This window comes from Arthrobacter sp. sptzw32, assembly GCF_059089735.1.
The window spans coordinates 60,125-82,354 of sequence record NZ_JBNHEZ010000001.1 but is presented as its reverse complement, the minus strand read 5'-3'; the positions used below and the strand labels follow the sequence as shown (position 1 = coordinate 82,354).

Genomic DNA, 22,230 nt, shown 5'->3' with positions numbered 1-22,230 from the left:
GGTAGCACTAACTGTCGTTTTGAGGGCTCATAACGACAGTTACTGCGACCTGGTTGGGTTGTGGGCTAGGAGGTGAGGATTCGGGGCTTGGTGGTGCGGGGCTGGTTCGGGGTGATGGTGCTGTAATCAGCGGTTTTGAAGTGGGACGGCGCGAAGGGGCTGACGCGCACCACATCACCGATGACTATCACTGCGGGATTTGCGACCCCGGCGGCTTCGGCTTGGTCCGCGATGGAACCGAGGGTGCCGATGGTGACGCGCTGGTTCGGCAAATAGCCGTTTTCAACAATACCAACCGGGGTGTTGCCGGGCAGACCGGCTTTGCCCAGGGCGGACACCGATTCGCGCAGCTGGCCCACACCCATCAGCAGGACAACCGTGTGGTCCGGGCGGGCCGGTACTTCGGTGAGTTCTTCGTGCCCGGTCACCACGCTGAAGCCCTTGGCCAGGCCGCGGTGCGTGACCGGGATGCCGGCGGCAGCAGGAACGGAAATGGCGGACGTGACGCCGGAAACCACTTCAACCTCGATGCCGTGCTGCCGGCAGTACTCGGCTTCCTCGCCGCCGCGGCCCAGGACGTAGGGGTCGCCGCCTTTGAGCCGGACCACGCGGTGGCCGTTGAGGGCCTCGTCAACGAGGATCCGGTTGATGTCTGACTGCGGGACGGGGTGGTGGCCGGGGGTCTTGCCCACCTCGATGATGCGGACGTCGGGCGCCAGTTCGTTCAGTAGTTCACGGGGGCCAAGGCGGTCAGCGACGACGACGTCGGCCTGGCCCAGGAGCCGGCGGCCGCGGACGGTAATGAGGCCGGTATCTCCGGGACCGCCACCGACGAGGGCGACACTTCCGGCGGAAGCGCGGCGGCGGCGCAGCGGCAGGTCACCGGTTTCCAGGGCTGTGGCCACGGCATCGCGGACGGCCATGGCACGGCGCGGGTCTCCACCGGCGTTCACGGCGATTTTCACGTCGTCCACTTCTGCCACGGCGGGAGTCCAGGCGGCGGAGGCTTCATGGTCGGAGGCGTTGACGCACCAGATCCGCTGCGCCTCGGCGTCGGCGGAAACCTGGGCGTCCACCGCAGCGTCCCCGGTGGCCGTCTGAACGAACCAGACGCCGTCGACGTCGGAGGAAGAGTAGGTGCGCGGCTGCCAGACGAGGAGGCCGGAGCGGGCCATTTCCTGGAGCACGTCAGAGGCAACCGGAGCCACGACGGTGACCCGGGCACCGGCGTCGAGCAGACCCTTGGCGCGGCGGGCAGCCACGGGGCCGCCGCCCACCACCAGCACCGGGCGGCCGAGCAACCGCAGCGCTGTGGGGTAAATATCCTGAATTGCCATGAATCAACGGTAGGGCCGCGTCACAATCGCCAACAAAGGCCGAGCAACACCAGTTCACGCAAGGTAACGCTGCGTCATACAAGGCCCTGCCAGGCCGTCCGGACTCCCGCCGCACGCTTTGACGCCACGGCTCCTGCCGGGCATGCACGGTTACCGCAGTTCGCGTGTGAGCGTGTCCTGGAGCAACCGGTTCGGCTCCCCGGGCGGGCCCGTGCCGGTGAGGTAGAGGCCCATGTGGTCGTTGTGGTACTGCCAGTAGCCGAAACTGAGATCGTTGTCCTCGAGGAGGGAGAGTACATCGGCCACCCACCGGTCTCCGCCCTTGCCTTCCATCTCGAAGGCCTGCCGTACCAGTCCGAACTCCATGACGGACATGGGGACGTTGTGGCGGGCGCCGAAGTCCAGGTGCTTTGCGATTTCGTTGGCCAGGTACTCTTTGCCGAGCTCCACGAAGCCGTTTCCTGCCGCATCCGGTGTTCCGGCGTAAACGTCCAGCTGCAGGCTGATGCGCGGGGCTGACCCGGGCAGGGCTGCGATGTCCTGCCCCTGCATGTAGCCCTGGATGCGGTATTTGTTGCCCGGTGTCACTTTGAACAGGTGTGAATCGCTGCTCCAGCCTGCCGTGGCCCCGGCGGCAACGTTGGTGATGGAGAGGCTGCCGTTGTCCTGGTACCCGGAAGCCTCCCGCGCAAACTCCGCCGGTGCCGCGTCATCCCCGCCATACTGCCATTCGTGCCAGTCCCGCGTCCCGTCGCCGTCCAGCAGGTCCTCGGTGACTTTCCGGATTTCCGCTCCGTCCGGGCCATATTCGGTCACCACGATGGCATCGAACCGGACGGTTCCCTTCATCCCGCCCTGTACCGTGACCAACGGCGCAGCGGCCATGGCCCGGTCGTTGTCGATGGGGATGGCGCCGCTGTCATAGGGCGCCCAGTCCGATGTCCCGGGCGGCAGGGACGGAGTGGTGATCCGGTTTTCCGGAAGCAGGACCCTGTCGCCAGTTGAGATGACGACGTTTGGGTCCGGGTAGCGGCCCCCGTCCCTGAGCGGACCGCCGATCCATGAGGCGTACTGGTGGGTGTACTCCATGGGCTCGTAAAAATGGAAGTCGTACACCACGTTGTCATCGTCCACCAGGAAATGGGGGTCGATTCCGGTGGTTCCGTAATGCCCGTTGACGCCGTAGATTCCACCCACCACCAGCAGGTGGTTCCGGTCAACAGCACGCACCGCAGCCACCATGTCCCCTGCCAGCCGCTGCCACTGCTCGCCTGTAGCGTCAGCTGTCACCGGCTCGTTCAGCAGGTCGTAAGCGGCGATGGCCTTCTCATCCTTGTACCTCCCGGCGATGTCACGCCACAGGTCCAGGTTGCGCTGCTGCAGTTCCGGACTGGACCAGAGGTCGAAGCTCACCGCATCACTGGCGCGGTCCAGCCAGAAGCCCCCGATGGGGGTATGGAGGTCCAGGACCAGGCGCATGTCATGCTCCTTCGCCCACGCCACGTTCCGGTCCAGCCACTGGAAGAAGAAGTCCGGCGAATCCACGTACCAGTCTCCGTCAAAGGCGAAGCGGACGCTGTTGAATCCCATTTCCCTGGCCCGCGCAAAGTCGGCTGCCGAGTGGTGCTGGGAGTCCAGGAGCTCATTCCCCTTGAGGTTCCGGTGGTAGAAGTTCGAGAAGTTTACGGCTTTGAGCCTGGTGGGTTCGCCGTTGACGAACAGGCCACGGCCGTACGCTGTGACAAACTCGGAGTCCGGCTTCCGGTCTGCGCCGCTGTTGAGGAACACGGTGCATCCCGCCACGATCAGCACAGGAACGGCAACCAGCAGGACCACCAACCACCGCGCCTGCACCCAGGGTTTGCCTGCGCCGCCCAAAATGCGGCGCCACCCATGGGACGGCTCGGAAGTACCGGTACCGGGCACCGCTGTCTCCCCTCGGTCGACGCTTGAAAGCCCAGCTTATTCGCAGCGGTATCAGCTGCCCAAAGAAACGGTACTGCCCGACGGCGGAAGTCGCCGTCGGGCATTACCGCAGGTTTTGTCCGGGCCGCCGCCGCCCGGTCAGCGGGTGCTGCCGGCCAGCAGGCCGCGGCTGCGCAGGAGGCGCTTTTCTATCGGGGCGAACACCAGCAGTTCGATCAGGATGCCGACGGCCAGGATGAGCAGGATTGCCGCCATGACCACGGACATGTCGGACAGTTGCCGGCCCTGGTCCAGCAGTGAGCCCAGGCCGAAGCCGATGGTGCCGCCGACCGCGATGATTTCCGCGGCCATGAGCGAACGCCAGGAAAATGCCCAACCCTGCTTAAGTCCGCTGAGGTACCCGGGGAGCGCTGCCGGGAGGATGATCTGCAGTGACATCTGGAGCCGGGAAGCGCCCAGGACGGTGCCCACGCTGCGGTACTGCGGCGGAATCTGGTCCACTCCGGAGATAAGCCCGTTGATGATGGACGGGATGGCGCCCATGAAGATCACAAAGTACACGGTGGCGTCGGTCAGGCCGAACCAGATGATGGCGGCGGGTACCCAGGCCACGGACGGCAGCACCTGCAGGCCGGAGATCAGCGGACCGAAGGCGCGGCGGAGCGGAGCCACCTGGGCCAGCAGCAAACCCACGGGAGTCGCGATGGCCACGCTGATGACGAAGCCGACCAGTCCCCGCTGCATAGAGGTCCACAGGGATTCCTGCAGTTTGCCCTCGTTCCAGAGGACACCCATCTGGGCCACCACGTCCAGGGGACCGGGCACCAGGTCCCGGCGCTTGACCCCGAGCGAGACGTAGAACTGCCAGATCAGGACCAGGGCAACCAGGGCGGCGATCGGCAGGAGCACCCGGCTCCAGTCGATCCGATGTTTACGGTCGGCGTCGGACTGCAGGGAGTCCAGCCCGGACTCCAGCTCCCGCAGGTCTTCCTTGCCAGTGGATGTGCGCAACAGGGCAGCGTGAATATGCTGGGGTTCGGCCGACGCGGACGGCGCTTCCGCAAGGGGCGTGGACTTACTTGGCATGGCGGCGAATCTCCTCACGCAGCCGGGCCGTAATGACTCCGGTCAGCTGGCCGGCAAGCCCGGCGTCGGTTCGATGTTCCTCGGTGACGGCCCATTCCTGGACAACGCGGCCGGGACGGGAGGACAGCAGCAGTACGCGCTGGCCCAGGCGCACGGCCTCACGGACGTTGTGGGTCACGAAGACAATGGTGCGCCCGGTTTCCTTCCAGATGCGCTCGAGTTCATCGTGCAGCAGGTCGCGCGTGATGGCGTCGAGGGCAGCGAAGGGCTCGTCCATGAGGAGCAGCTGCCGGTCCTGCGCGAGCGACCGGGCCAGGGACACCCGCTGGCGCATGCCGCCGGACAGTTCGTGCGGGCGCTTGTCCCCCGCGGCGCCGAGGTGCACCAGTTCGAGGAGCTCCTGGGCCTTGGCCTTGCGTTCGGCTTTGCCCACGCCGCGGAGCTTGAGGGCCAGTTCGATGTTCTCCCGGGCGGTGAGCCAGGGGAACAGCGCGGCGTCCTGGAACATAAAGGCAGCGCCGTCACTGGGAACTTCGAGGGCGCCCGACGACGGGGCCTCCAGTCCGGCCATGATGTTCAGCAGGGTGGACTTGCCGCAGCCGGAGGCACCGAGGAGGGCAACGAACTCGCCCTTGCCGATGTTGGCGTTGACGTCGTCCAGTACCGGGGCGCCATCGCCGAAGCTCTTGCCCAGGTGTTCCAGTACGACTGGCATGGTGCCGTCCTTAGGTAGTTACGGAAGTGAGGGTGTCAGTCCTGGCCGAGGCCGGCTGCTGAAACAGGTGCGGTGGCGCCGCTGGTGGCGGTGACTTCGTTGAGCGGACGGAGGTCGAACAACCCGTTGATGTCCGCCTGCCTGGTGGTTCCGGCCGCCACCCCGTCCTCCAGCAACCGGGGGTAGCTTCCGGCCAGCGGGTCAAGGGTGAACGTGATGTTGGCCAGTGACCGTGCGAGGACGTCCCCGGCCAGGGCTGCTCCGGCCGATTCCTGCAGGGCCGCGTTGATGACGCTTGCCTTTTGGGCGGCAGGAGCCTCGTTCAACCAGGCCACCGACTTCGCATGGCCGGCCAGGAGGGCCTTCACCGTGTCCGGGTGGTCAGCGGCGAACTTCTGGTTCACGATCAGGACCGTTGTGGGGAACTCTCCCGGTTTGCCGGTGCCGCTTCCGTCCCACAGGTCCTTTTCATCCACCAGTACCTTTGCGCCGGCCTGGAGCACCAGCCGGGACGCCCACGGCTCGGGCAACCACGCGCCGTCGAGCTTTCCGTCCTGGAACAGCTTCAGCGTCTGGGCGTTCTCGGTGGGGTTGATGGCGACGTCGCCGCTGCCGTCAACGTTGGTTTTGTAGCCCTGGTCTGAAAGCCAGGCGCGGAGGGCAACGTCCTGCGTGCCGCCAAGCTGGGGCGAGGCGAGCGTTTTGCCCTTGAGGTCCGCAGCCGACTCGATTTTCGGCCTGACCACCAGTTGGGCGCCGCCGGCAGCAGCGCCGGCCACGATCCGGACTGACTCACCCTGGCTTTTGACGAAGGAGTTGATGGCCGGGTTGGGGCCAATGTAGGCGGCGTCAATGGCGCCTGCATTTAAGGCTTCGATGGCCGCGGGTCCGGCGTTGAAAGTTTCAGTGCTGAGGGCAGTATCACCGAGGGCGCCTGCCAGGAAGCCTTGGCTGATGCCCACAAGAGCGGGGGCGTGGGTCACGTTCCCGAAGTAGCCCAGCTTCAAGTCGGCGGCGGGTGTGGGCTCGACTGCCCGGGCCTCAGTGTTACGCGAGACAGTGGAGGCAACCACAGCGCCCACCACGATCAGCAGGACCAGCCCGACAGCCAGGGCCGCCTCGATGGCACGGCTGCGCTTGGGAACCGCGCTTTCGCCTGCCACGATGCGGGTCATCCCGGGCTTGGAACTAGTCATTGTTTCACCATAGGGAGTGGCATAAGGCCGTTCAATGAAGCGGAAACGGGGGGTCACGCGGGTTCATCTAGCGTCATAATTGACGGTCGGCGGACCCACCACTTGGAAGCGCCGGCTTTCCCGCAATGGGAAAGACGAGTACTCCCTACTCGTGCCTGGCCCTCCCCTGCCCCGTAGCGTCCATGGAAAGTCCTGCTGGGAGGCACAAAGGAGTTTTGACTTTCAGGGGCGTTATGGCTAACAGGCTGTTCAGGCATCGGTTGTGTCATGGGGCTGTACTTAGCGCGGAGGTTCACCGGTGGGAGCAACCGTGACCCAGAACGACGGCTACTTACCCCTCCTGGATCCGGCCGTGCTGGTGAGGCTGCGCGAGGAGCTGGACGACGACGAGGGAGTCTGGAAAGTGTTTGTCCAGAACTTCATCGCGCACCTGCCTGAAAGGACGGAGCGGCTGCGTCAGACCCTCACGACCGGTGACCTTAAGGGGGCCATTGACGCTGTCCTCAGCCTCAAAACCTCCAGCCAGATGGTGGGGGCGGAACGGCTGGCGGGGCTTGCCATGGACCTGGAACAGGATATTCGACGCGATACCCGTGACACCGACCCCGCCGTCGCCCTGCCCCAGCTGGCAGCAGCCCACCTCCGGCGGATCAAGCAGTGCAGCCGGCAGACCACCTATCTCCTGCAGGCTGCCCTCAAACAGAAACCGGACCTCAGCTGATGCGCCGTGGGCCCCTTGATTAACCGCAGGGCGGCCGCACTTTTGACCGGAAGTTTTTGCCCCGTTAAGGTCCCTCCACCTGGCAGTTGACCTTGCCTCCATAGGTTCTGGTTGTGACCAACCACCAGGTGCTTCCCGCTCTGCAGTTTCCCACTGACTCTCTGAACCACAACGTCGGGCCGGGCTCCCGGAAGGCCCGCTTCGCTCTCGTCGGCCACCGCGGGGCCATGGCCCTGGCACCCGAGAACAGCGCGGCGTCGTTCCGGCTGGCCGAGGCAGCCGGTGTTGACGACATCGAACTTGACGTGCGCATCACGGCCGACGGCATCCCGATCGTCCTCCACGATCCAACCCTTGAGCGGCTGGCAGCAGGAAGGGGGAACGCCACGGCGTCTGTCACCGGGCTGACGCTGGCCGAGGTGCATGCGGTTCAGCTGGCGCCAGGGCACGAGGTTCTGACTTTTGCCGAGGTCCTCCGGCTGACCACCGCCACGCTTCAGGTGGAGATTAAAGACCCGTCGGCGGTGCCCGCCCTGGCCGCGCTGCTGGCTCAGGACCCGTCCAACACCCGGCGCATCAAGTTCTCCAGCTTCCTCCCGCAGGCACTGTTCCTCCTCACGCTGCACCTGCCGGGAGTACCCCGCGGCCTCATCGTCAGCAGTTTTCCCGCTACGCGCCGGCAGCAGGAAGAACTCGAGGATGTCCTCATCGTTACCGGTGCCGGGGCACTGTATACGGGGTTCGAGCACCTCACTTCCCTGCACGTGGAACAGCTGCAGGCCGCGGGCCTGGAGGTCCACGTCTGGCCCCTGAGGAGCGGCGAAGACCTGGACCGGGCACTGGAGCTCAACGCCGACGGCGGCACGGCCGATGACCCCGGCCAGGCCCGGGCATGGCTCGAGTCCGCACGGGCGCGGAGGGCAGCAGCCGCGCCGGCCTGACCCGGCCAACAATCCGCTCCTGCCGCTCAGTTGCCCTTGACGTTGATGAGTTGCCGCAGCTTGTGCCGGACCGTGACGAGGTCTGCGGCGTCCTGCATTACCTGGTCGATTGATTTGTAGGCGGCGGGAATCTCGTCGATGAAGGCCTCGGATGCCCGGAACTCGATGCCCCTCATGGCTTTCTTCAGCTCCTCCAGGGAAAACGTTCTGCGGGCGGCGTTGCGTGAGTATTCCCTGCCTGCCCCGTGCGGCGAGGAGTTCAGGGATGCCGGGTTGCCCCTTCCTTCCACCACGTACGACGCCGTCCCCATGGAGCCGGGAATGAGTCCGGGATCGCCCGGCGCGGCTTTGATGGCCCCCTTCCGCGACACCCAGAGGGACTTGCCGTAGTGCTTCTCCTGCTGGGTGAAGTTGTGGTGGCAGTTGATTCGCTCCCGTTCGTGGACCGGGCCGCCCACCCACTTGCCGAACTGGGTGCTGACGCGGTCCATCATTTCTTCCCGGTTCAGCAAGGCGAAGTGCTGGGCCCAGCGCAGCTCCGCGATGTACCGGTCGAACTGCGGCGTGCCCTCATCGAGGTAGGCAAGGTCCGGGTGCGGCAGCCGGATCTGGTTTTTCCGGGACACATGCTGGGCAACGCCGATATGGTGCTGGGCGATCTTGTTGCCGATGCCGCGCGAACCTGAGTGCAGGAACAGCCAGACGTCATCGTTTTCGTCGGCGCAGACTTCGATGAAGTGGTTGCCCGAGCCCAGCGACCCCAGCTGCAGCTCCCATTTCGCCACGTACTGGGCAGGGTTGAAGCCTGCCATCGCTGCCTGCTGCTTCAGTTCAGCCACCCGGGGTTCGGCCGTTGGCAGCACCTTTTTATTGTTGTGCCCCGCGGACAGCGGAACCACCCGTTCGATGTCCTCGCGGAGCCGTCTCCGGTCCTTAGGCAGGTCCTTCAGGGAGTACTGGGTCCGCACGGCGATCATTCCACAGCCGATGTCCACGCCCACCGCAGCCGGGATGATGGCGTTCAAAGTGGGAATGACTGAGCCTACGGTGGCGCCCTTGCCCAGGTGGGCATCGGGCATCAGCGCCAAGTGCGGATAGATGAACGGCAGCTCCGCGGTCATCACGGCCTGTTCCCGGGTTTGCGGGTCAAGGATTGAAGCCCAGTTGAGCAGCTTGCTGTTGATGGTCTCCATGCCCGGCCCTTACCCGCATTCGGATGAGGACTAACTTGGGTCCGTTAGGCTTAGATGCTGTAGCGCTCGTCCTCGTGGTCGCCCGGGTGGTCCTTGACCAGGCCTGCGGCCAGCGTGTTGCCGTCCAGCGGGTCGATCACCAGGAACGCGCCGGTGCGGCGGTGGTGCAGGTAGTTCTCCAGCGGGAGCGGTGCGGCGAGCCGGAGCTGAGCGTGGCCGATGTCGTTCAGTTCGAGCGTTGACGCCGGCTCCAGCTTGAACGAGGCCAGGTCCAGCTTGCCGGAGACATTGCGCACCAGGGCCTGCACGGTGCGGGTGCCGTGCTTCACCAGCACCTTCTGCCCCTCGCGCAGCGCCTTGGGAGAAAGCCAGCAGAGCGAAGCGTACAGGTCTGCCGAGGCTTCGCGGACGGTGCCGGCGGCGGCGATGGTGTCACCGCGGGCGACGTCGAATTCCTCAGCGAGGCGGATGGCGACGGACTGCGGGGCGGCGGCCTCTTCCAGCGAGGCGCCGGCGAAGTCGATGCCCGCCACGGTGGTGGTGCGGGGGTCCTGGCCGGGAGTCAGCACGGACACCTTGTCCCCCACCTTGACCGAACCTTCGGTGATCTGGCCGGCGTACGCGCGGTAGTCGCGGTAGGCCTCCACGTCCAGGCCGGCGGCAACGGCGTCGGGAGCCAGGGCGCCCTGGGGCCGGATGACCAGCTGAACCGGAAAGCGGAAGCTTTCCAGGTGGCTCTCCAGCTCGTCTGCAGCCGGGAGGGTTTCGAGGACCTCCAGCAGTGCCGGGCCGGTGTACCAGGGGGTCCGCTCGGAGCGGTCCACCACGTTGTCGCCGTCGAGCGCGGACACGGGCACCACCAACAGGTCACTGATGCCGTCAGCACCCAGGCCGAGCTCGCGGCCCACCTGCTGCACATCGGCTTCGATCTCACGGAACACGGATTCGCTGAAGTCCACCAGGTCGATCTTGTTCACCGCCACGATCACGTGCGCCACGCGGAGCAGCTGCAGCACGGACAGGTGCCGGCGGGTTTGCTCCAGGACGCCCTTGCGGGCGTCGATGAGTACGACGACGGCGTCCGCGGTGGACGCGCCGGTTACGGTGTTCTTGGTGTACTGGACGTGCCCGGGGCAGTCGGCCAGGATGAAGCTGCGGCGGTCGGTGGCGAAGTAGCGGTAGGCGACGTCGATGGTGATGCCCTGTTCGCGCTCGGCACGCAGGCCGTCGGTCAGCAGGGCGAGGTCGATGCCGCCCTTCTCGCCGCCGAAGCCGCGGTCTGCGGAGGTGCGGGCAACCGCGTCCAGCGTGTCAGCGAGGATTGCCTTGGAATCGTGAAGGAGGCGGCCCACGAGGGTGGACTTGCCGTCGTCGACAGATCCCGCGGTGGCGAACCGGAAGAGCGTCGTGGGCAGGGCTGTCACCAGCGCGTCGGCGCCGGACAAAACGGTGTCGGTGCTCATTAGAAATACCCGTCCTTTTTGCGGTCTTCCATGGCTGCCTCGGAGATGCGGTCATCTGCACGGGTGGCGCCACGTTCGGTCAGGGTGGAGGCAGCGACTTCAACCACGACGTCGGCAACGGTGTACGCGTCCGACTCAACGGCGCCGGTGCAGGACATGTCCCCCACGGTGCGGTAGCGGACGGTTTTGGTGATGACTTCCTCGGTAGGCAGCGGCTGGGATACCTCTCCGACCGCACGCCACATGCCGTCGCGGGCGAAGACCTCGCGCTCGTGGGCGTAGTACAGGCCGGGCAGTTCTATGTTCTCGCGTTCGATGTAGCGCCAGATGTCCAGCTCGGTCCAGTTGCTGATGGGGAACGCGCGCACGTGCTGGCCCACGGTGTGGCGGCCGTTGTACAGGTTCCACAGCTCGGGACGCTGGTTGCGCGGGTCCCACTGGCCGAACTCGTCGCGCAGGCTCAGGATGCGTTCCTTGGCTCGCGCCTTGTCCTCGTCCCGGCGGCCGCCGCCGAAGACGGCGTCGAACTTGTTCTGCTGGATGGCGTCCAGCAGCGGGACGGTCTGCAGCGGGTTGCGGGTACCGTCGGCACGCTCGGCGAGCTCGCCACGGTCAATGAACTCCTGGACGGAGCCGACGACGAGCTTCAGGCCAAGCCGCTCCACCGTGCGGTCCCGGAAGTCGATGACCTCGGGGAAGTTGTGGCCGGTGTCCACGTGCAGCACGGGGAACGGAACCTTGCCGGGCCAGAATGCCTTGGTGGCCAAGTGCAGCATCACCACAGAGTCCTTGCCGCCGGAGAACAGCAGTGCAGGCTTCTCGAACTCGGCAACAACCTCGCGGATGATGTGGATGGCCTCGGATTCGAGGGTGTCGAGGCTGCTCAACCGGGTCGAGACTCCAGCTTCACTCACCTGGGTGGTCTCCTCGGATAGATAGGTGCTCATACGTGTAGTCCGCATTCTGTCTTGTCGGAGCCTGCCCAACGGCCGGCGCGGGGGTCATCGCCCGGCGCCACCTTCCGCGTGCAGGGCTGGCAGCCAATGGAGGGGTAACCCTGGGAAAGCAGCGGGTTGACGGGCAGGAGGTTATCGTCCGAGTACTGCACCAGCTGGTCGAACGTCCACGCGGCCACCGGGTTGACCTTGACCAGGCCGTTCGCCTCGTCCCAGGTCACCAGCGGGGTGTTGGTGCGGGTGGGGGCTTCGTCGCGTCGGACGCCGGTGAACCACAGTTCATAGCCGGACAGGGTGCGGCGCAGCGGGGCCACCTTGCGGAGGGCGCAGCACTGGGCGGCGTCGCGGGCGAAGAGGTTTTTGCCCAAAAGCCGGTCCTGCTGTTCCACGGTGGTTTCGGGGAGCACGTCCACCACGTTGACGCGGAGGTTCGCGGCCACCTCGTCGCGCGTGGCGTAGGTTTCCGGGAAGTGGTAGCCGGTCTCCAGGAACAGGACGTCGACGCCGGGCAGCTGGTCCGCGACCAGGGCAGGCAGGACGGCGTCAGCCATGGAGCAGGCCACGGCCACCGCGGGCAGGTCGAAGTTGCGTTCCACCCAGGCGATAACGTCGCGGGCGGGGGCGTCCCAGCCGAGCTCGGCAGCGCCGGCCGCGGCAAGGGCTTTCAGTTCTTCCTTGGAGCGGAGCTTGGGAGCAGCGGTTGCCACCGCGGCGTCGACCTGGGCTGAAGCCTCAGCCGGCGCTACAACAGGGTCGACTCCGAGGGCGTGCTTGCTCACTGGAGTGCCTCCTCGTCTGCGGCGTGTGCCCACTCGGCGAAGGTCTGGCCTTCGGCGCGCTGGGCCACGAAGGTGCGGACGACGCGCTCCACGTAATCGGGCAGGTCGTCCACGTAGACCTTGAGTCCGCGGACGGTGCGTCCCAGCCCTGCTTCCTCACGCTCGTTGGACGCCAGCCCGCCGCCCAGGTGAACCTGGAAACCCGGGGAGGGGTCGCCGTCGGGCGTGGGAAGCATCATGCCCTTGAGGCCGATGTCCGCTGTCTGGATGCGGGCGCAGGAGTTGGGGCAGCCGTTGATGTGCAGCGACAAGGCGTGCGGCAATTTCCCGGAGGCGGCGAGATCGGCCAGGCGGCGTTCCAGTTCGGCGACGGCGGTGGCCGCGGTGTGCTTGGTCTCCACAATGGCGAGCTTGCAGTATTCGATGCCGGTGCAGGCGATGGTGCCGCGGCGGAACACGGACGGGCGGGCGGACAGGCCCAGCGCGTCCAGCTCGGCCACCAGTGGCTCCACCTGCTCCTTCTCGACATCCAGGACAACGAGCTTCTGGTGCGGCGTGGTGCGCAGGCGGTAGGAGCCGCGGGCCTCGAGGGTGTCCGCGAGCTTCACCAGGGCAGCACCGGACAGGCGGCCGGCCAGCGGGGTGGCACCGATAAAGAACTTTCCGTCCTTCTGCTCGTGCACCCCGATGTGGTCTCCCGGGGAGGTGGGCTTGGGCGCTGCCGGTCCGTCGGCCAGCTTGTAGCCCAGGTATTCGTCCTCGAGGATCTGCCGGAACTTTTCCGGACCCCAGTCGGCCATCAGGAACTTCAGGCGCGCCTTGGTGCGCATGCGGCGGTAGCCGTAGTCGCGGAAGATGCTGGTGACGCCTAGCCAGACGTCCGCGGCCTGCTCCGGAGTTACGAACGCGCCGAGGCGCTTGCCCAGCATCGGGTTGGTGGACAGCGCGCCCCCGGCCCAGAGGTCGTAGCCGATGCCGAGTTCGGGGTGCCGGACACCCACCAGGGCGAAGTCGTTGATCTCGTGGACCACGTCCTGGCTGGGGTGGCCGGTAATGGCGGTCTTGTACTTGCGCGGCAGGTTGGACAGCAACGGGTTGCCGATGAACCGCTCCCCCAGCTCCTCGATGAGCGGGGTGGGATCGATGATCTCGTCCTTGGCGATACCGGCCACAGGCGAACCGAGGATAACGCGGGGAACATCGCCGCACGCCTCGGTGGTGGACAGGCCAACGGCTTCCAGGCGGGTCCAGATCTCGGGAATGTCCTCCACCCGGATCCAGTGCAGCTGGATGTTCTGGCGGTCAGTGAGGTCCGCCGAGTCCCGGGCAAAGTCCACGGAGATCTGGCCGATGACCCGCAGCTGCTCGGTGGTGAGGGCGCCGCCGTCGATCCTTACACGGAGCATGAAGTACTTGTCCTCGAGCTCGTGCGGCTCAAGGGTTGCGGTCTTGCCGCCGTCGATCCCGGGCTTGCGCTGGGTGTACAGGCCCCACCAGCGGAACCTGCCGTGCAGGTCCTGGCCGGGGATGGCGTCGAAGCCTTCCTTGGAGTAGATGGTCTCGATACGCTCGCGCACGTTCAGGCCGTCGTCTTCCTGTTTCCAGGTTTCGTTGGCGTTCAGGGGTGTTTTGCCGTCCACTTTCCACTGACCGTGCGGCTTCGCGGCGGGTCGGGACGTGCGGGCCGGGCGCTTGGAGGCGGCGGTGTCCGCGGACGCTCCGGCCAGAGCTGTATCAGTCATGCATCGACTGTAGGTCCCGCCCGAATTGCGTCACAAAGGCCCGGAAACGTTGAGTCACCTAGGGAAATATTTCGTCACGAAACGCCGGACCGCCTTGAAGAAGCCACCCTCCTGTGCATCCGGCACGACTTCGGGGCGGGCTGCGGCGGGCCCATGGGCCGGGCTTTGGGCGGGTACTGCCGCTGGTGTTTCTGCACCTGTTGTGGCGGAGGTGTCAGCGGCCTTTTCGACGGCGGCGTCGTACCTTGCCAGTGCGATTTCGGCCAGCACCGGAGACGGCAGCAGCGGTTCGGTCACCAGGTCGGCACCGGCCTTGGCCAGCTGGTCGTGGAAGTACCCCGGCGCCAGGAGGTAGGAGGCGATCACCACCCGCCCGCCGACGTCGACGGCTCCGGCGGACTCTCCCGCCCCGGCACCTCCTTCCAGTTCCTCACGAAGCATCGAGACGGCGTCGGGCACGGAAGGCTTCGCGGAGGCACCATAGGCGGCCGTTATCCGGTTGGGCCGCAGCTCCTGGAGCTGGCCCAGCAGCTCCTCGACGCTCAACGCCGCCTTGGGGTTGGACGAGCCCGCTGCGGCCAAAACGATCACGTCGCGATCCGTCACCCCGGCCTCGTGCAGCCGCTGGTCCAGCAGGGCAGCGAGCCGCGGATCCGGCCCCAGGGGCGCGGCGGCCACACTTCCGGGACGGCTCTTGACCGCCCTGGCGATGTCAACCTTCACGTGATAGCCAACACTCAGCAGCAACGGCACCACGACGGCGGACTCCCCCTCCGGCAGGCCCGCCACCACGTCCACCAGGTCCGGCTGCTGGACATCCACGTAGGCCTCGCGGACATCCAGCCCGGGACGCAGGGCGGCGATGGCGTCCCGCAGCGCATTGACCTCTGCGGCGCCCTGTGTGCTGGACGTCCCATGGGCGCAGGCGATCATGATGGGGCTGTTCATAGGGGCTAGCGTAACGTTGGAGCCGCCCTGTCCGCCCTCAATGAATTGCCGGGACGCTCCATGACTTTCCCTTTTGACATCGCCCTGGTGTGGCTGGACCTGGCCGGTGTCTTCTTCTTTGCCGTCTCCGGATCATTGCTGGCGGCCCGGAAGCAGTTCGACATTGTGGGCTCCCTCCTGCTGGCCTCCCTCGTGTCCCTTGGCGGCGGCGTTATCCGCGACATCATCCTTGCCGTGATCCCGGCGGCCTTCACCAACCCGGCCTACCTCGTCCCGCCGCTTCTTGCCACGGTCCTGGTGTACTTCCTGTTTTCCAGCGTGGAACGCTTCACGTCCTTGCTGGTCCTGTTCGACGCCGGCGGACTGGCCCTGTTCTCCATTACCGGCACGCTCAAGGCGCTCTCGTTCGGCGTCAACCCCGTTGCTGCCGTGCTCCTGGGTGTGACGACCGCGGTGGGCGGCGGGCTGCTGCGGGACATTACCGCCAACGAGGTGCCGCAGCTGTTCAACTCCCGGGACCTCTATGCCGTGCCGGCCTTCAGCGGCGCGGCCCTGACCACGGTGCTGTGGGTCACGGGGGCCTTTAACGCGGTCACGGCGTGCTTGGTGGCGGGCCTTGTTTTTGCCTTCCGGGTGGTGGGCTGGCGGCGGTCCTGGTACATCCCGCTGGCCGTCAACGGGTGGCACCGCAGCGGTTCCGGAGGCGGCGAATTGCGGGGCGGCGATTAGCTAGGATATTTGCATGACTGACATGTTCCTCGAGAAATTCCGTGCGCTTGTTCCGAAGTATCTCGAAGACGAATGGCAGGAAGAAGACGGGCTGTCCGCCGAGGAGCTGGACAAGGCCCTGGCCGACCACCAATTCCAGATTCCCCTGGTCCTCCGCGAGTTCTACCTGGCCATCGGTGGCTGCGAGGACCTGATGGAGGCCTACCACTACTTCTGGGACCCGGATGAGCTCGAAGTCGACGACGAAGGCTTCCTCATGTTCCTCGAGGATGAGGAAGAGGAGTACACCTGGGGCTTCCGCGTAGGCGACCTCGGCGTCCCGGACCCCATTGTGTACCGCCGCAACAACACCCGCGGCCAGTGGAAGTCCGAAGAGGGCACCTTCTCGGAGTTCGTGTTCGATATGTTCGAGTGGGCCTTCGGGGACGACGAAGACTAAGTCCTGTTGACCACCAGGCGGTCGCCCACCAGGAAATCCACCTCGCCTAAGACTTTGACACCGGAAGTAACAAGCTGCTTGCGCTTTGTGACAAACCTGTCATAGACTGTTCACGGATCCGCTAAACGCCTCCGGCGGGTCTGATGCGAACGGAGAGACAGCCCCGGTTCACAGCAACGTATGACTCGTACCGTTGCTGCGGACCGGGGCTGTCCCGTTTAAAGGACAGTGCAGGAACGTCAGCGGCCGCCAAAAGCAGAAGCCCGGCGCCACCAGGGGGCCGGGCCTCGACACACAACACAAAAGGGCTAGCTCGCGCGGTCCACCACAGCCACCGCAAAGTTGGACAGCGATTCCTTGACCACGCCTTCCGGCAGCGGGGCAAGCGCAGCAATGGCCTCATTTGCCCATTCGCGCGCAACCACCCAGGACTCAGCAGTAACCGGGTGCTCGCGCAAACCCGCAACAGCCTCGGCCAGGGCTTCATCGGAGGTCAGGTCCCCGTCAATGAGCTTGAGAAGCCCGATGGCGCTCTGGTCACCATCGGCAGCGGCCTTGCGCAGGAGCAGCACCGGCAGCGTGGGAACACCTTCGCGCAGGTCCGTGCCCGGTGACTTGCCCGACTTGACCTTGATGCCCGTGACGTCGATGACGTCGTCGGCGAGCTGGAAGGCAACGCCTACCTTCTCGCCGTACTCCACCAGAACGTCTTCGTATGCCTCGTCGGCACCGGAGAAGATGGCGCCGAACTGTCCGGACGCCGCAACCAGGGAGCCCGTCTTGTCCGCAATCACCGACAGGTAATGCTCCACCGGATCCTCGTCGGGCCGCGGTCCCACCGTCTCGTGCAGCTGGCCCAGGCACAGCCGCTCGAAGGTCCGGGCCTGGATGCCGAGCGCGCGGCCGCCCAGCTCGGACACCAGGATGGAGGCGCGGGCGAAAATCAGGTCACCGGTGAGGACGGCCACTGAGTTGCCCCACACCTCGTGGGCGGTGGGCGCACCGCGGCGCAACGGCGCCGAGTCCATCACGTCGTCGTGATACAGGGTGGCGAGGTGCGTCAGTTCAACCACGACGGCGGCCTGCACCACTGCGGGCAGCGATGCGTCACCGAGATGGGCGCAGAGGAGCGTCAGCAGCGGCCGGATGCGCTTGCCGCCGGCTTCCACGAGGTGGCGGGACGTGGCGTCCGCGAGCGGATCGGAGTTGGCAATGGCTTCGCGGAGCTTCTTCTCAACCCGGGCCAGGTTGGTGGTGATGGCGGGTCCCAGCTCGGCGTCACCAGCGATGGCGGCGAACCCCGCGGGCAGCTGCAGGCCGGTGGCGATGGCGGTGGTGTTGAGGCTGGGTTCGGAGTCCGTCAGGCCGTGTCCGGCATGCGTCCAGCTGTGGTTCGCGGGGTTGGTCACGGGTTAACCCTAACTTTTTGTTGCGGATACCGCTGATTGGAGACTGCCGGGGTGGGCAATGTATTCGATGTGGCCGGAACCAGCGATTCCAGGACCCGGATCACCCGGTCCTCGAAGCCCTTGGCAGCGGGGTCCGTGAGGTTGGCCAGGAGCCGGACCACGAACCGCATCAGCACCGGGATGGGCATGCCGGTGCGCAGCGCGAGCTTCATGACCGCCGGCTTGCCGATCAGCGCGGCGAACGCCCGCCCCAGCGTAAAGTGCGACCCCCACTGGTCCCGCACATAGTCCGCGTACCGCGAGAGGTGGGCGTCGGCGTTGTACGTTCCGCCAGCAGCCACGCTTCGGGAGGAGGCGTCGATGATGAACTCGGCGGCGAAGCGCGCTGACTCCATGGCGTAGGAAATGCCTTCGCCGTTGAATGGCGAAACCATGCCGCCGGCGTCACCCAAAAGGAGCAGGCCGGCAGAGTAATGCGGGGTGCGGTTGAAGCCCATGGGCAGCGCGGCACCGCGGATCTCACCCACCTGGTTCTCCGGCGTGAAGCCCCAATCGGCGGGCATCCCGGCAGTCCATTCGCGCAGGACCTGCTTGTAGTCGAGCTTGCCGAATTCCTTGGAGGAGTTCAGGATGCCGAGACCGACGTTGGAGGTGCCGTCGCCTACGCCGAACACCCAGCCGTAGCCGGGCAGCAGCTTGCCGTCACGGCCGGGGAGCTCAAGCCAGCCTTCCATCCAGTCATCGTCCGTGCGCGGCGAGGTGAAGTAAGTGCGGACGGCCACGCCGAGGGGGCGGTCGTCGCGCTTCTGGATGCCGAGCGACACGGCTGTGCGGGTGGAGTTCCCGTCGGCGGCGAGTACGACGTCGGCACTGAACTTCCGCGTTTCCCCCGTCTTGCGTCCTGCCTCGTCGAGGACTGCGGCGCGGACGCCGGTGACCCGGCCGTCGTCGTCCCGGAGGGCTTCTGTCACGCTGTGCCGCTCGAGGATGGTGGCACCGGCGGCCTGGGCATGGCGGGCCAGTTCCTCGTCAAAGCCCAGCCGAGTGCGGATCAGGCCGTACTGCGGGAAGTCGGACACCTCCGGCCAAGGCAGTTCGATGGTGCGGCCGCCGGCAATGAGGCGCAGGCCTTTGTTGCGGCGCCAGCCGTCTTCCTCCGGGTGGGGCAGTCCAAGCTTTTGGATTTCGCGGACGGCGCGCGGGGTTAGGCCGTCGCCGCAGACTTTCTCGCGCGGAAAGCTGGTCTTTTCCAGAACCGTGACGTCGATGCCCGCCTTGGCGAGGTAGTACGCGGCGGTGGAACCGGCCGGTCCCGCACCGACTATCAGTACCCTCACGGGTCAGCGGATGTTGCGGCGCAGCTTGGCCACGGGGCCCTTGTGCGCAGCGATGGCGGCAGCAGATCCGCCGGGGGTGCCGGCTGTAGCCTCGGGGGCCTTGAGCGCACGGTGGACTGCAACGATCCCGCCCGTGAGGTTGCGGTAGGTAACCTTTTCCCAACCCGTCTCCTCCAGCCAGGCGGCCAGGTGGTCCTGGTCCGGCCAGGCGCGAATGGACTCGGCGAGGTAGACGTAGGCGTCCGGGTTGGAAGCCACCTTGACGGCGATGGCCGGCAGTGCGCGCATGAGGTATTCGGTGTACATGGTGCGCCACAGCGGAACCACGGGCTGCGAAAACTCGGCAATGACCAGGCGGCCGCCGGGCTTAGTGACGCGGAGCATCTCCTGCAGGGCCTTCTTGGGTTCGTTCACGTTCCGCAGGCCAAAGGAGATGGTGGTGGCGTCAAAGGTGTTGTCGGCGAACGGCAGATTGGTGGCGTCCCCGGCCACGAAGTTGATGTCCGGGCGGCGGCGCTTGCCGACCTTGAGCATTCCGAGCGAGAAGTCGCAGGCCACCACATCGATGCCTGCATCCGCGTAGGGCTCGCTGGAGGTGCCCGTTCCTGCGGCGAGATCCAGGACGAGTTGACCCTTGGTGGCTTCCATGGCTTCCACCACTACCTTGCGCCAGCGGCGGGTCTGCCCCAGGGACAGGACGTCGTTGACGACGTCGTATTTGGGGGCGACGTCGTCAAACATCGTGGCTACTTCGTCCGGACGCTTTTCCAAGGATGCTCGGTTCACCCAGACATTGTCTCAAATGTTCCGGAGCGTCCGGACCAAGGCCTTGATGCGGACGTCCGGGTCAGTAGCGGAAGGCTGCGCCCCGCGGAGCTTGTGGGCCACCCCGGCCTGGATGGCGGCACGCTGCTGCCGTTTACTGAGGGGTAGTGTTGATCCATCATGACCAGCACGTTCCGCTCCTTGACAGTCCCCCTTGACGGCCGAAAATTCCCCGGGGGCCTGCCGTCGTTTCTGGTGCGGGATGACGTCCTGTGTTGGACGCGCCGCGAGGCCGGCCTGGTGGGCTTCGGCGAGATCACCCGTTTCACCGCCACCGGCCCTGACCGCTTTCTTGAGGCCGACATCTGGTGGCGCCACCTGGTGCTCGAAGCCGACATCTCGGATGCAGTGGATCTGCCGGGCACCGGTCCCGTGGCCTTCGGCTCCTTCGCTTTCTCCAAGACTTCCGCGCATGAATCCCGGCTGATCGTGCCTGAGGTAGTGGTGGGTGTACGGGACGGACAGGTCTGGCTCACCCAGTTAACGCTCGACGACGGCCCCCTCACAGAGGACAGTGCCCTCGCCGCGCTGGACCGCTGGCTAATCAGCAATGCACCAGGCGCTGGAATCACGACGGCGGCGGCGGACTCCGGCGGGGACGGCACCTCCGGCGCGGCTACCGCCCGGGCGGGCGGCGCCGTCGTACGTCCCCTGCCTCTTGCCGCCGGCGCAACCCTGCATACGGGGTCGCTGAGTGAGGAAGACTGGATGGCCGCCGTGGAAGCGGGTGTGGCCGAGATCCGGACCGGCGCGCTGGAGAAACTGGTGCTCGCCCGCGACGTCGTGGCTACCGTTCCCTCCGGTGTGAACGCCGCTCAGGTGCTGCGGGAGCTCGCCGGGCGGTACCGCGAATGCTGGACGTACGGGGTGGACGGCCTGGTGGGGGCCACGCCGGAGATGTTGATCCAGGTGGAGGGGCGCACTGCCCAGGCACGCGTGCTGGCCGGAACCCTTGACCGGCGTGATGCCCACGGCGAGGACGGCCTTCCCATGGATTACGCCACGCGGGTGCTGGCGGGGTCGGAAAAGCAGCGGCACGAACACGAGATCGCGATCCAGTCGCTCACCTCCCAGCTGGCGCCGTTCTCCGAGGCGATGAACGCCCATGACGAACCGTTCATCCTTGAGCTGCCCAACGTCTGGCACCTGGCCTCGGATGTGAAAGCGGAACTCACGGAGGTGGAAGGGCATGTGCCCACCTGCCTGGCCTTGATCAACGCCCTGCATCCCACGGCGGCCGTGTGCGGAACGCCCACTCAGGTGGCCGGGGCCCTGATCCGCAAGCTGGAGCACCTGGACCGCGGACCGTACGCCGGACCGGTGGGGTGGCTGGATGCTGCAGGTAACGGAGAATGGGGCATCGCCCTGCGGGGGGCTGTCATCGAGTCGCACGACACGGTGCGCCTCTATGCCGGCTGCGGGATCGTGGACGGATCACAGCCGGAAGCCGAACTGGCGGAAACCTGGGCGAAGTTCCGGCCCATGCTGGAGTCGCTCGGAATCAGCAGCTAGGCCGGAAAGTCCGGGATCCGGAACATCACCCCTTCACCTAGGCTTGAAACAACGGTAACTTGGTTATCCAATAGTGAATCGAAGTTTCCTGTGATGCACATCTCGTAATCGGCGCTACACTATGAACCGATTTAGTACCGCATACTCCTGCAACAAAAGGTAAGAAACATGCAGCTCAAGTCCCTGGCCACGGCCAAGATCACCGCCAAGGCAGCAGCACTGTTCGCCGTCGGCGCCCTCTCCCTCACGGCCTGCGGCGGCGGGGGCTCCACTCCGGCAGCCTCCGAAGGCGGCATCCAGCTCATCAACGCCGGCAAGCTCACCGTGTGCTCCGACATTCCCTACGAGCCGTTTGAATTCGAAAAGGACGGCCAGACGGTCGGCTTCGACGTTGACATCGCCAAGGAGCTCGCCAAGGACTTCGGCGCTGAACTGAGCATCGTGGACAGCTCCTTCGAGGCCATCGAGACCGGCACCGCACTGACCCAGTGCGACCTCGGCATCTCCTCCATCTCCATCACGGACACCCGCAAGTCCGTCATGGACTTCTCCACCCCGTACCTGGATGACGACCTCGCCCTGGTAGCCAGCGATGACTCCGGCATCACCAACCTTGACGGCGCCAAGGGCAAGAAGGTAGGCGTCCAGCAAGCCACCACCGGCGCAGACTACGCCCAGGAACAGGGCATCGACGCCCAGCAGTTCGAGGACAGCGGCCTTCTGGTACAGGCCCTGGAAGCCGGCACCATCGACGCCGCCCTGGGCAACCAGTCCGTCCTCGGCTACGCCATCAAGGACCAGCCCAAGTTCAAGAGCGTTGAGGAGTTCGCCACCGGCGAGCAGCTGGGCATCTCCATCAAGAAGGGCAACACCGCCATGGCGGAAAAGGTCAACGGCACGCTCAAGCGCCTGACCGACGACGGCTCCCTCGAGAAGTTCAAGACCACCTGGTTCGGCGAAACCGCCAAGTAGCCAA

Annotated in this window: 20 protein-coding genes; 6 read left to right on the top strand and 14 right to left on the bottom strand. The window is 66.0% G+C overall.

Features of this window, described 5'->3' with window-relative positions; translation table 11 throughout:
- Positions 1-65: 65 nt before the first annotated feature.
- From cobA to AC5RVN_RS00345, 5 genes are all read right to left on the bottom strand, one after another.
- Positions 66-1,337 (bottom strand): uroporphyrinogen-III C-methyltransferase, encoded by a 1,272-nt coding sequence (gene cobA / locus AC5RVN_RS00365; RefSeq protein WP_494136747.1) that lies wholly within the window; start codon positions 1,335-1,337, stop codon positions 66-68.
- Between the two features lie 150 nt (positions 1,338-1,487).
- Complete coding sequence (locus tag AC5RVN_RS00360) at positions 1,488-3,263, bottom strand: glycoside hydrolase family 5 protein (protein ID WP_494136746.1); 1,776 nt, start codon at positions 3,261-3,263, stop codon at positions 1,488-1,490.
- A gap of 138 nt (positions 3,264-3,401) precedes the next feature.
- On the bottom strand, positions 3,402-4,349 hold the full coding sequence (locus AC5RVN_RS00355; protein WP_494136745.1) for an ABC transporter permease: 948 nt from the start codon (positions 4,347-4,349) through the stop codon (positions 3,402-3,404).
- On the bottom strand, positions 4,339-5,064 hold the full coding sequence (locus AC5RVN_RS00350; protein ID WP_494041700.1) for an ABC transporter ATP-binding protein: 726 nt from the start codon (positions 5,062-5,064) through the stop codon (positions 4,339-4,341). The genes AC5RVN_RS00355 and AC5RVN_RS00350 overlap by 11 nt, the downstream gene beginning before the upstream one ends.
- A 35-nt stretch (positions 5,065-5,099) precedes the next feature.
- On the bottom strand, positions 5,100-6,239 hold the full coding sequence (locus AC5RVN_RS00345; protein WP_494137081.1) for an ABC transporter substrate-binding protein: 1,140 nt from the start codon (positions 6,237-6,239) through the stop codon (positions 5,100-5,102).
- A gap of 331 nt (positions 6,240-6,570) precedes the next feature.
- Between AC5RVN_RS00345 and AC5RVN_RS00340 the strand changes: the two genes are divergently transcribed.
- Entirely contained in the window at positions 6,571-6,981 is a 411-nt protein-coding gene (locus tag AC5RVN_RS00340; RefSeq protein WP_494041699.1) for an Hpt domain-containing protein, read from the top strand.
- A gap of 113 nt (positions 6,982-7,094) precedes the next feature.
- Positions 7,095-7,922 (top strand): glycerophosphodiester phosphodiesterase, encoded by an 828-nt coding sequence (locus AC5RVN_RS00335; protein WP_494136744.1) that lies wholly within the window; start codon positions 7,095-7,097, stop codon positions 7,920-7,922.
- A 26-nt stretch (positions 7,923-7,948) separates the two neighbouring features.
- Here AC5RVN_RS00335 and AC5RVN_RS00330 read toward each other — a convergent pair whose 3' ends face one another.
- From AC5RVN_RS00330 to AC5RVN_RS00305, 6 genes are read right to left on the bottom strand one after another with little or no spacing between them, the layout of a single operon-like run.
- The gene (locus tag AC5RVN_RS00330; protein WP_494041697.1) at positions 7,949-9,115 is read right to left on the bottom strand and encodes an RtcB family protein; all 1,167 of its coding nucleotides are present in this window, start codon (positions 9,113-9,115) and stop codon (positions 7,949-7,951) included.
- A gap of 50 nt (positions 9,116-9,165) precedes the next feature.
- Positions 9,166-10,578 (bottom strand): sulfate adenylyltransferase subunit 1, encoded by a 1,413-nt coding sequence (locus AC5RVN_RS00325; RefSeq protein ID WP_494136743.1) that lies wholly within the window; start codon positions 10,576-10,578, stop codon positions 9,166-9,168.
- Complete coding sequence (cysD, locus tag AC5RVN_RS00320) at positions 10,578-11,525, bottom strand: sulfate adenylyltransferase subunit CysD (protein ID WP_494041695.1); 948 nt, start codon at positions 11,523-11,525, stop codon at positions 10,578-10,580. Before cysD ends, AC5RVN_RS00325 begins: the two co-directional genes overlap by 1 nt.
- Positions 11,522-12,313, bottom strand: coding sequence for a phosphoadenylyl-sulfate reductase (locus AC5RVN_RS00315; RefSeq protein ID WP_494136742.1), 792 nt, complete (start codon positions 12,311-12,313; stop codon positions 11,522-11,524). The genes cysD and AC5RVN_RS00315 overlap by 4 nt, the downstream gene beginning before the upstream one ends.
- Positions 12,310-14,055, bottom strand: a complete 1,746-nt coding sequence (locus tag AC5RVN_RS00310) for a nitrite/sulfite reductase (protein ID WP_494105187.1) — start codon at positions 14,053-14,055, stop codon at positions 12,310-12,312. Before AC5RVN_RS00310 ends, AC5RVN_RS00315 begins: the two co-directional genes overlap by 4 nt.
- Before the next feature lie 54 nt (positions 14,056-14,109).
- A complete protein-coding gene (locus AC5RVN_RS00305; RefSeq protein ID WP_494136741.1) occupies positions 14,110-15,003 on the bottom strand; it encodes a sirohydrochlorin chelatase in 894 nt (297 codons plus the stop codon).
- Positions 15,004-15,063: 60 nt separating this feature from the next.
- On the opposite strand from AC5RVN_RS00305, the gene AC5RVN_RS00300 reads away from it, so the two are divergent.
- Both AC5RVN_RS00300 and AC5RVN_RS00295 read left to right on the top strand, forming a co-directional pair.
- Positions 15,064-15,732, top strand: a complete 669-nt coding sequence (locus tag AC5RVN_RS00300; protein ID WP_494041691.1) for a trimeric intracellular cation channel family protein — start codon at positions 15,064-15,066, stop codon at positions 15,730-15,732.
- Between the two features lie 13 nt (positions 15,733-15,745).
- Positions 15,746-16,171, top strand: a complete 426-nt coding sequence (locus AC5RVN_RS00295) for a hypothetical protein (RefSeq protein ID WP_494105188.1) — start codon at positions 15,746-15,748, stop codon at positions 16,169-16,171.
- A 308-nt stretch (positions 16,172-16,479) separates the two neighbouring features.
- On the opposite strand, the gene AC5RVN_RS00290 is transcribed toward AC5RVN_RS00295, so the two are convergent.
- From AC5RVN_RS00290 to AC5RVN_RS00280, 3 genes are read right to left on the bottom strand one after another with little or no spacing between them, the layout of a single operon-like run.
- Entirely contained in the window at positions 16,480-17,580 is a 1,101-nt protein-coding gene (locus AC5RVN_RS00290) for a polyprenyl synthetase family protein (RefSeq protein WP_494041689.1), read from the bottom strand.
- Entirely contained in the window at positions 17,577-18,917 is a 1,341-nt protein-coding gene (locus AC5RVN_RS00285; protein ID WP_494136740.1) for a geranylgeranyl reductase family protein, read from the bottom strand. Before AC5RVN_RS00285 ends, AC5RVN_RS00290 begins: the two co-directional genes overlap by 4 nt.
- A 3-nt stretch (positions 18,918-18,920) precedes the next feature.
- Entirely contained in the window at positions 18,921-19,703 is a 783-nt protein-coding gene (locus AC5RVN_RS00280) for a demethylmenaquinone methyltransferase (RefSeq protein ID WP_494105190.1), read from the bottom strand.
- A gap of 159 nt (positions 19,704-19,862) precedes the next feature.
- On the opposite strand from AC5RVN_RS00280, the gene AC5RVN_RS00275 reads away from it, so the two are divergent.
- Entirely contained in the window at positions 19,863-21,254 is a 1,392-nt protein-coding gene (locus AC5RVN_RS00275; RefSeq protein WP_494136739.1) for an isochorismate synthase, read from the top strand.
- 168 nt (positions 21,255-21,422) lie between these two features.
- Positions 21,423-22,226: an ABC transporter substrate-binding protein gene (locus tag AC5RVN_RS00270; RefSeq protein WP_494041685.1), complete on the top strand. Its 804-nt coding sequence runs from the start codon at positions 21,423-21,425 to the stop codon at positions 22,224-22,226.
- Positions 22,227-22,230: the final 4 nt, after the last annotated feature.

Bases quoted from the DNA above. Each gene is read 5' to 3' on its own strand.
- AC5RVN_RS00325 (WP_494136743.1), bottom strand. From the start codon at position 10,578: ATGAGCACCGACACCGTTTTGTCCGGCGCCGACGCGCTGGTGACAGCC.
- cysD (WP_494041695.1), bottom strand. From the start codon at position 11,525: ATGAGCACCTATCTATCCGAGGAGACCACCCAGGTGAGTGAAGCTGGA.
- AC5RVN_RS00300 (WP_494041691.1), top strand. From the start codon at position 15,064: ATGACTTTCCCTTTTGACATCGCCCTGGTGTGGCTGGACCTGGCCGGT.
- AC5RVN_RS00275 (WP_494136739.1), top strand. From the start codon at position 19,863: ATGACCAGCACGTTCCGCTCCTTGACAGTCCCCCTTGACGGCCGAAAA.
- AC5RVN_RS00345 (WP_494137081.1), bottom strand. From the start codon at position 6,239: ATGACCCGCATCGTGGCAGGCGAAAGCGCGGTTCCCAAGCGCAGCCGT.
- AC5RVN_RS00270 (WP_494041685.1), top strand. From the start codon at position 21,423: ATGCAGCTCAAGTCCCTGGCCACGGCCAAGATCACCGCCAAGGCAGCA.
- AC5RVN_RS00305 (WP_494136741.1), bottom strand. From the start codon at position 15,003: ATGAACAGCCCCATCATGATCGCCTGCGCCCATGGGACGTCCAGCACA.
- AC5RVN_RS00355 (WP_494136745.1), bottom strand. From the start codon at position 4,349: ATGCCAAGTAAGTCCACGCCCCTTGCGGAAGCGCCGTCCGCGTCGGCC.
- AC5RVN_RS00310 (WP_494105187.1), bottom strand. From the start codon at position 14,055: ATGACTGATACAGCTCTGGCCGGAGCGTCCGCGGACACCGCCGCCTCC.
- AC5RVN_RS00350 (WP_494041700.1), bottom strand. From the start codon at position 5,064: ATGCCAGTCGTACTGGAACACCTGGGCAAGAGCTTCGGCGATGGCGCC.
- AC5RVN_RS00295 (WP_494105188.1), top strand. From the start codon at position 15,746: ATGACTGACATGTTCCTCGAGAAATTCCGTGCGCTTGTTCCGAAGTAT.
- AC5RVN_RS00330 (WP_494041697.1), bottom strand. From the start codon at position 9,115: ATGGAGACCATCAACAGCAAGCTGCTCAACTGGGCTTCAATCCTTGAC.
- cobA (WP_494136747.1), bottom strand. From the start codon at position 1,337: ATGGCAATTCAGGATATTTACCCCACAGCGCTGCGGTTGCTCGGCCGC.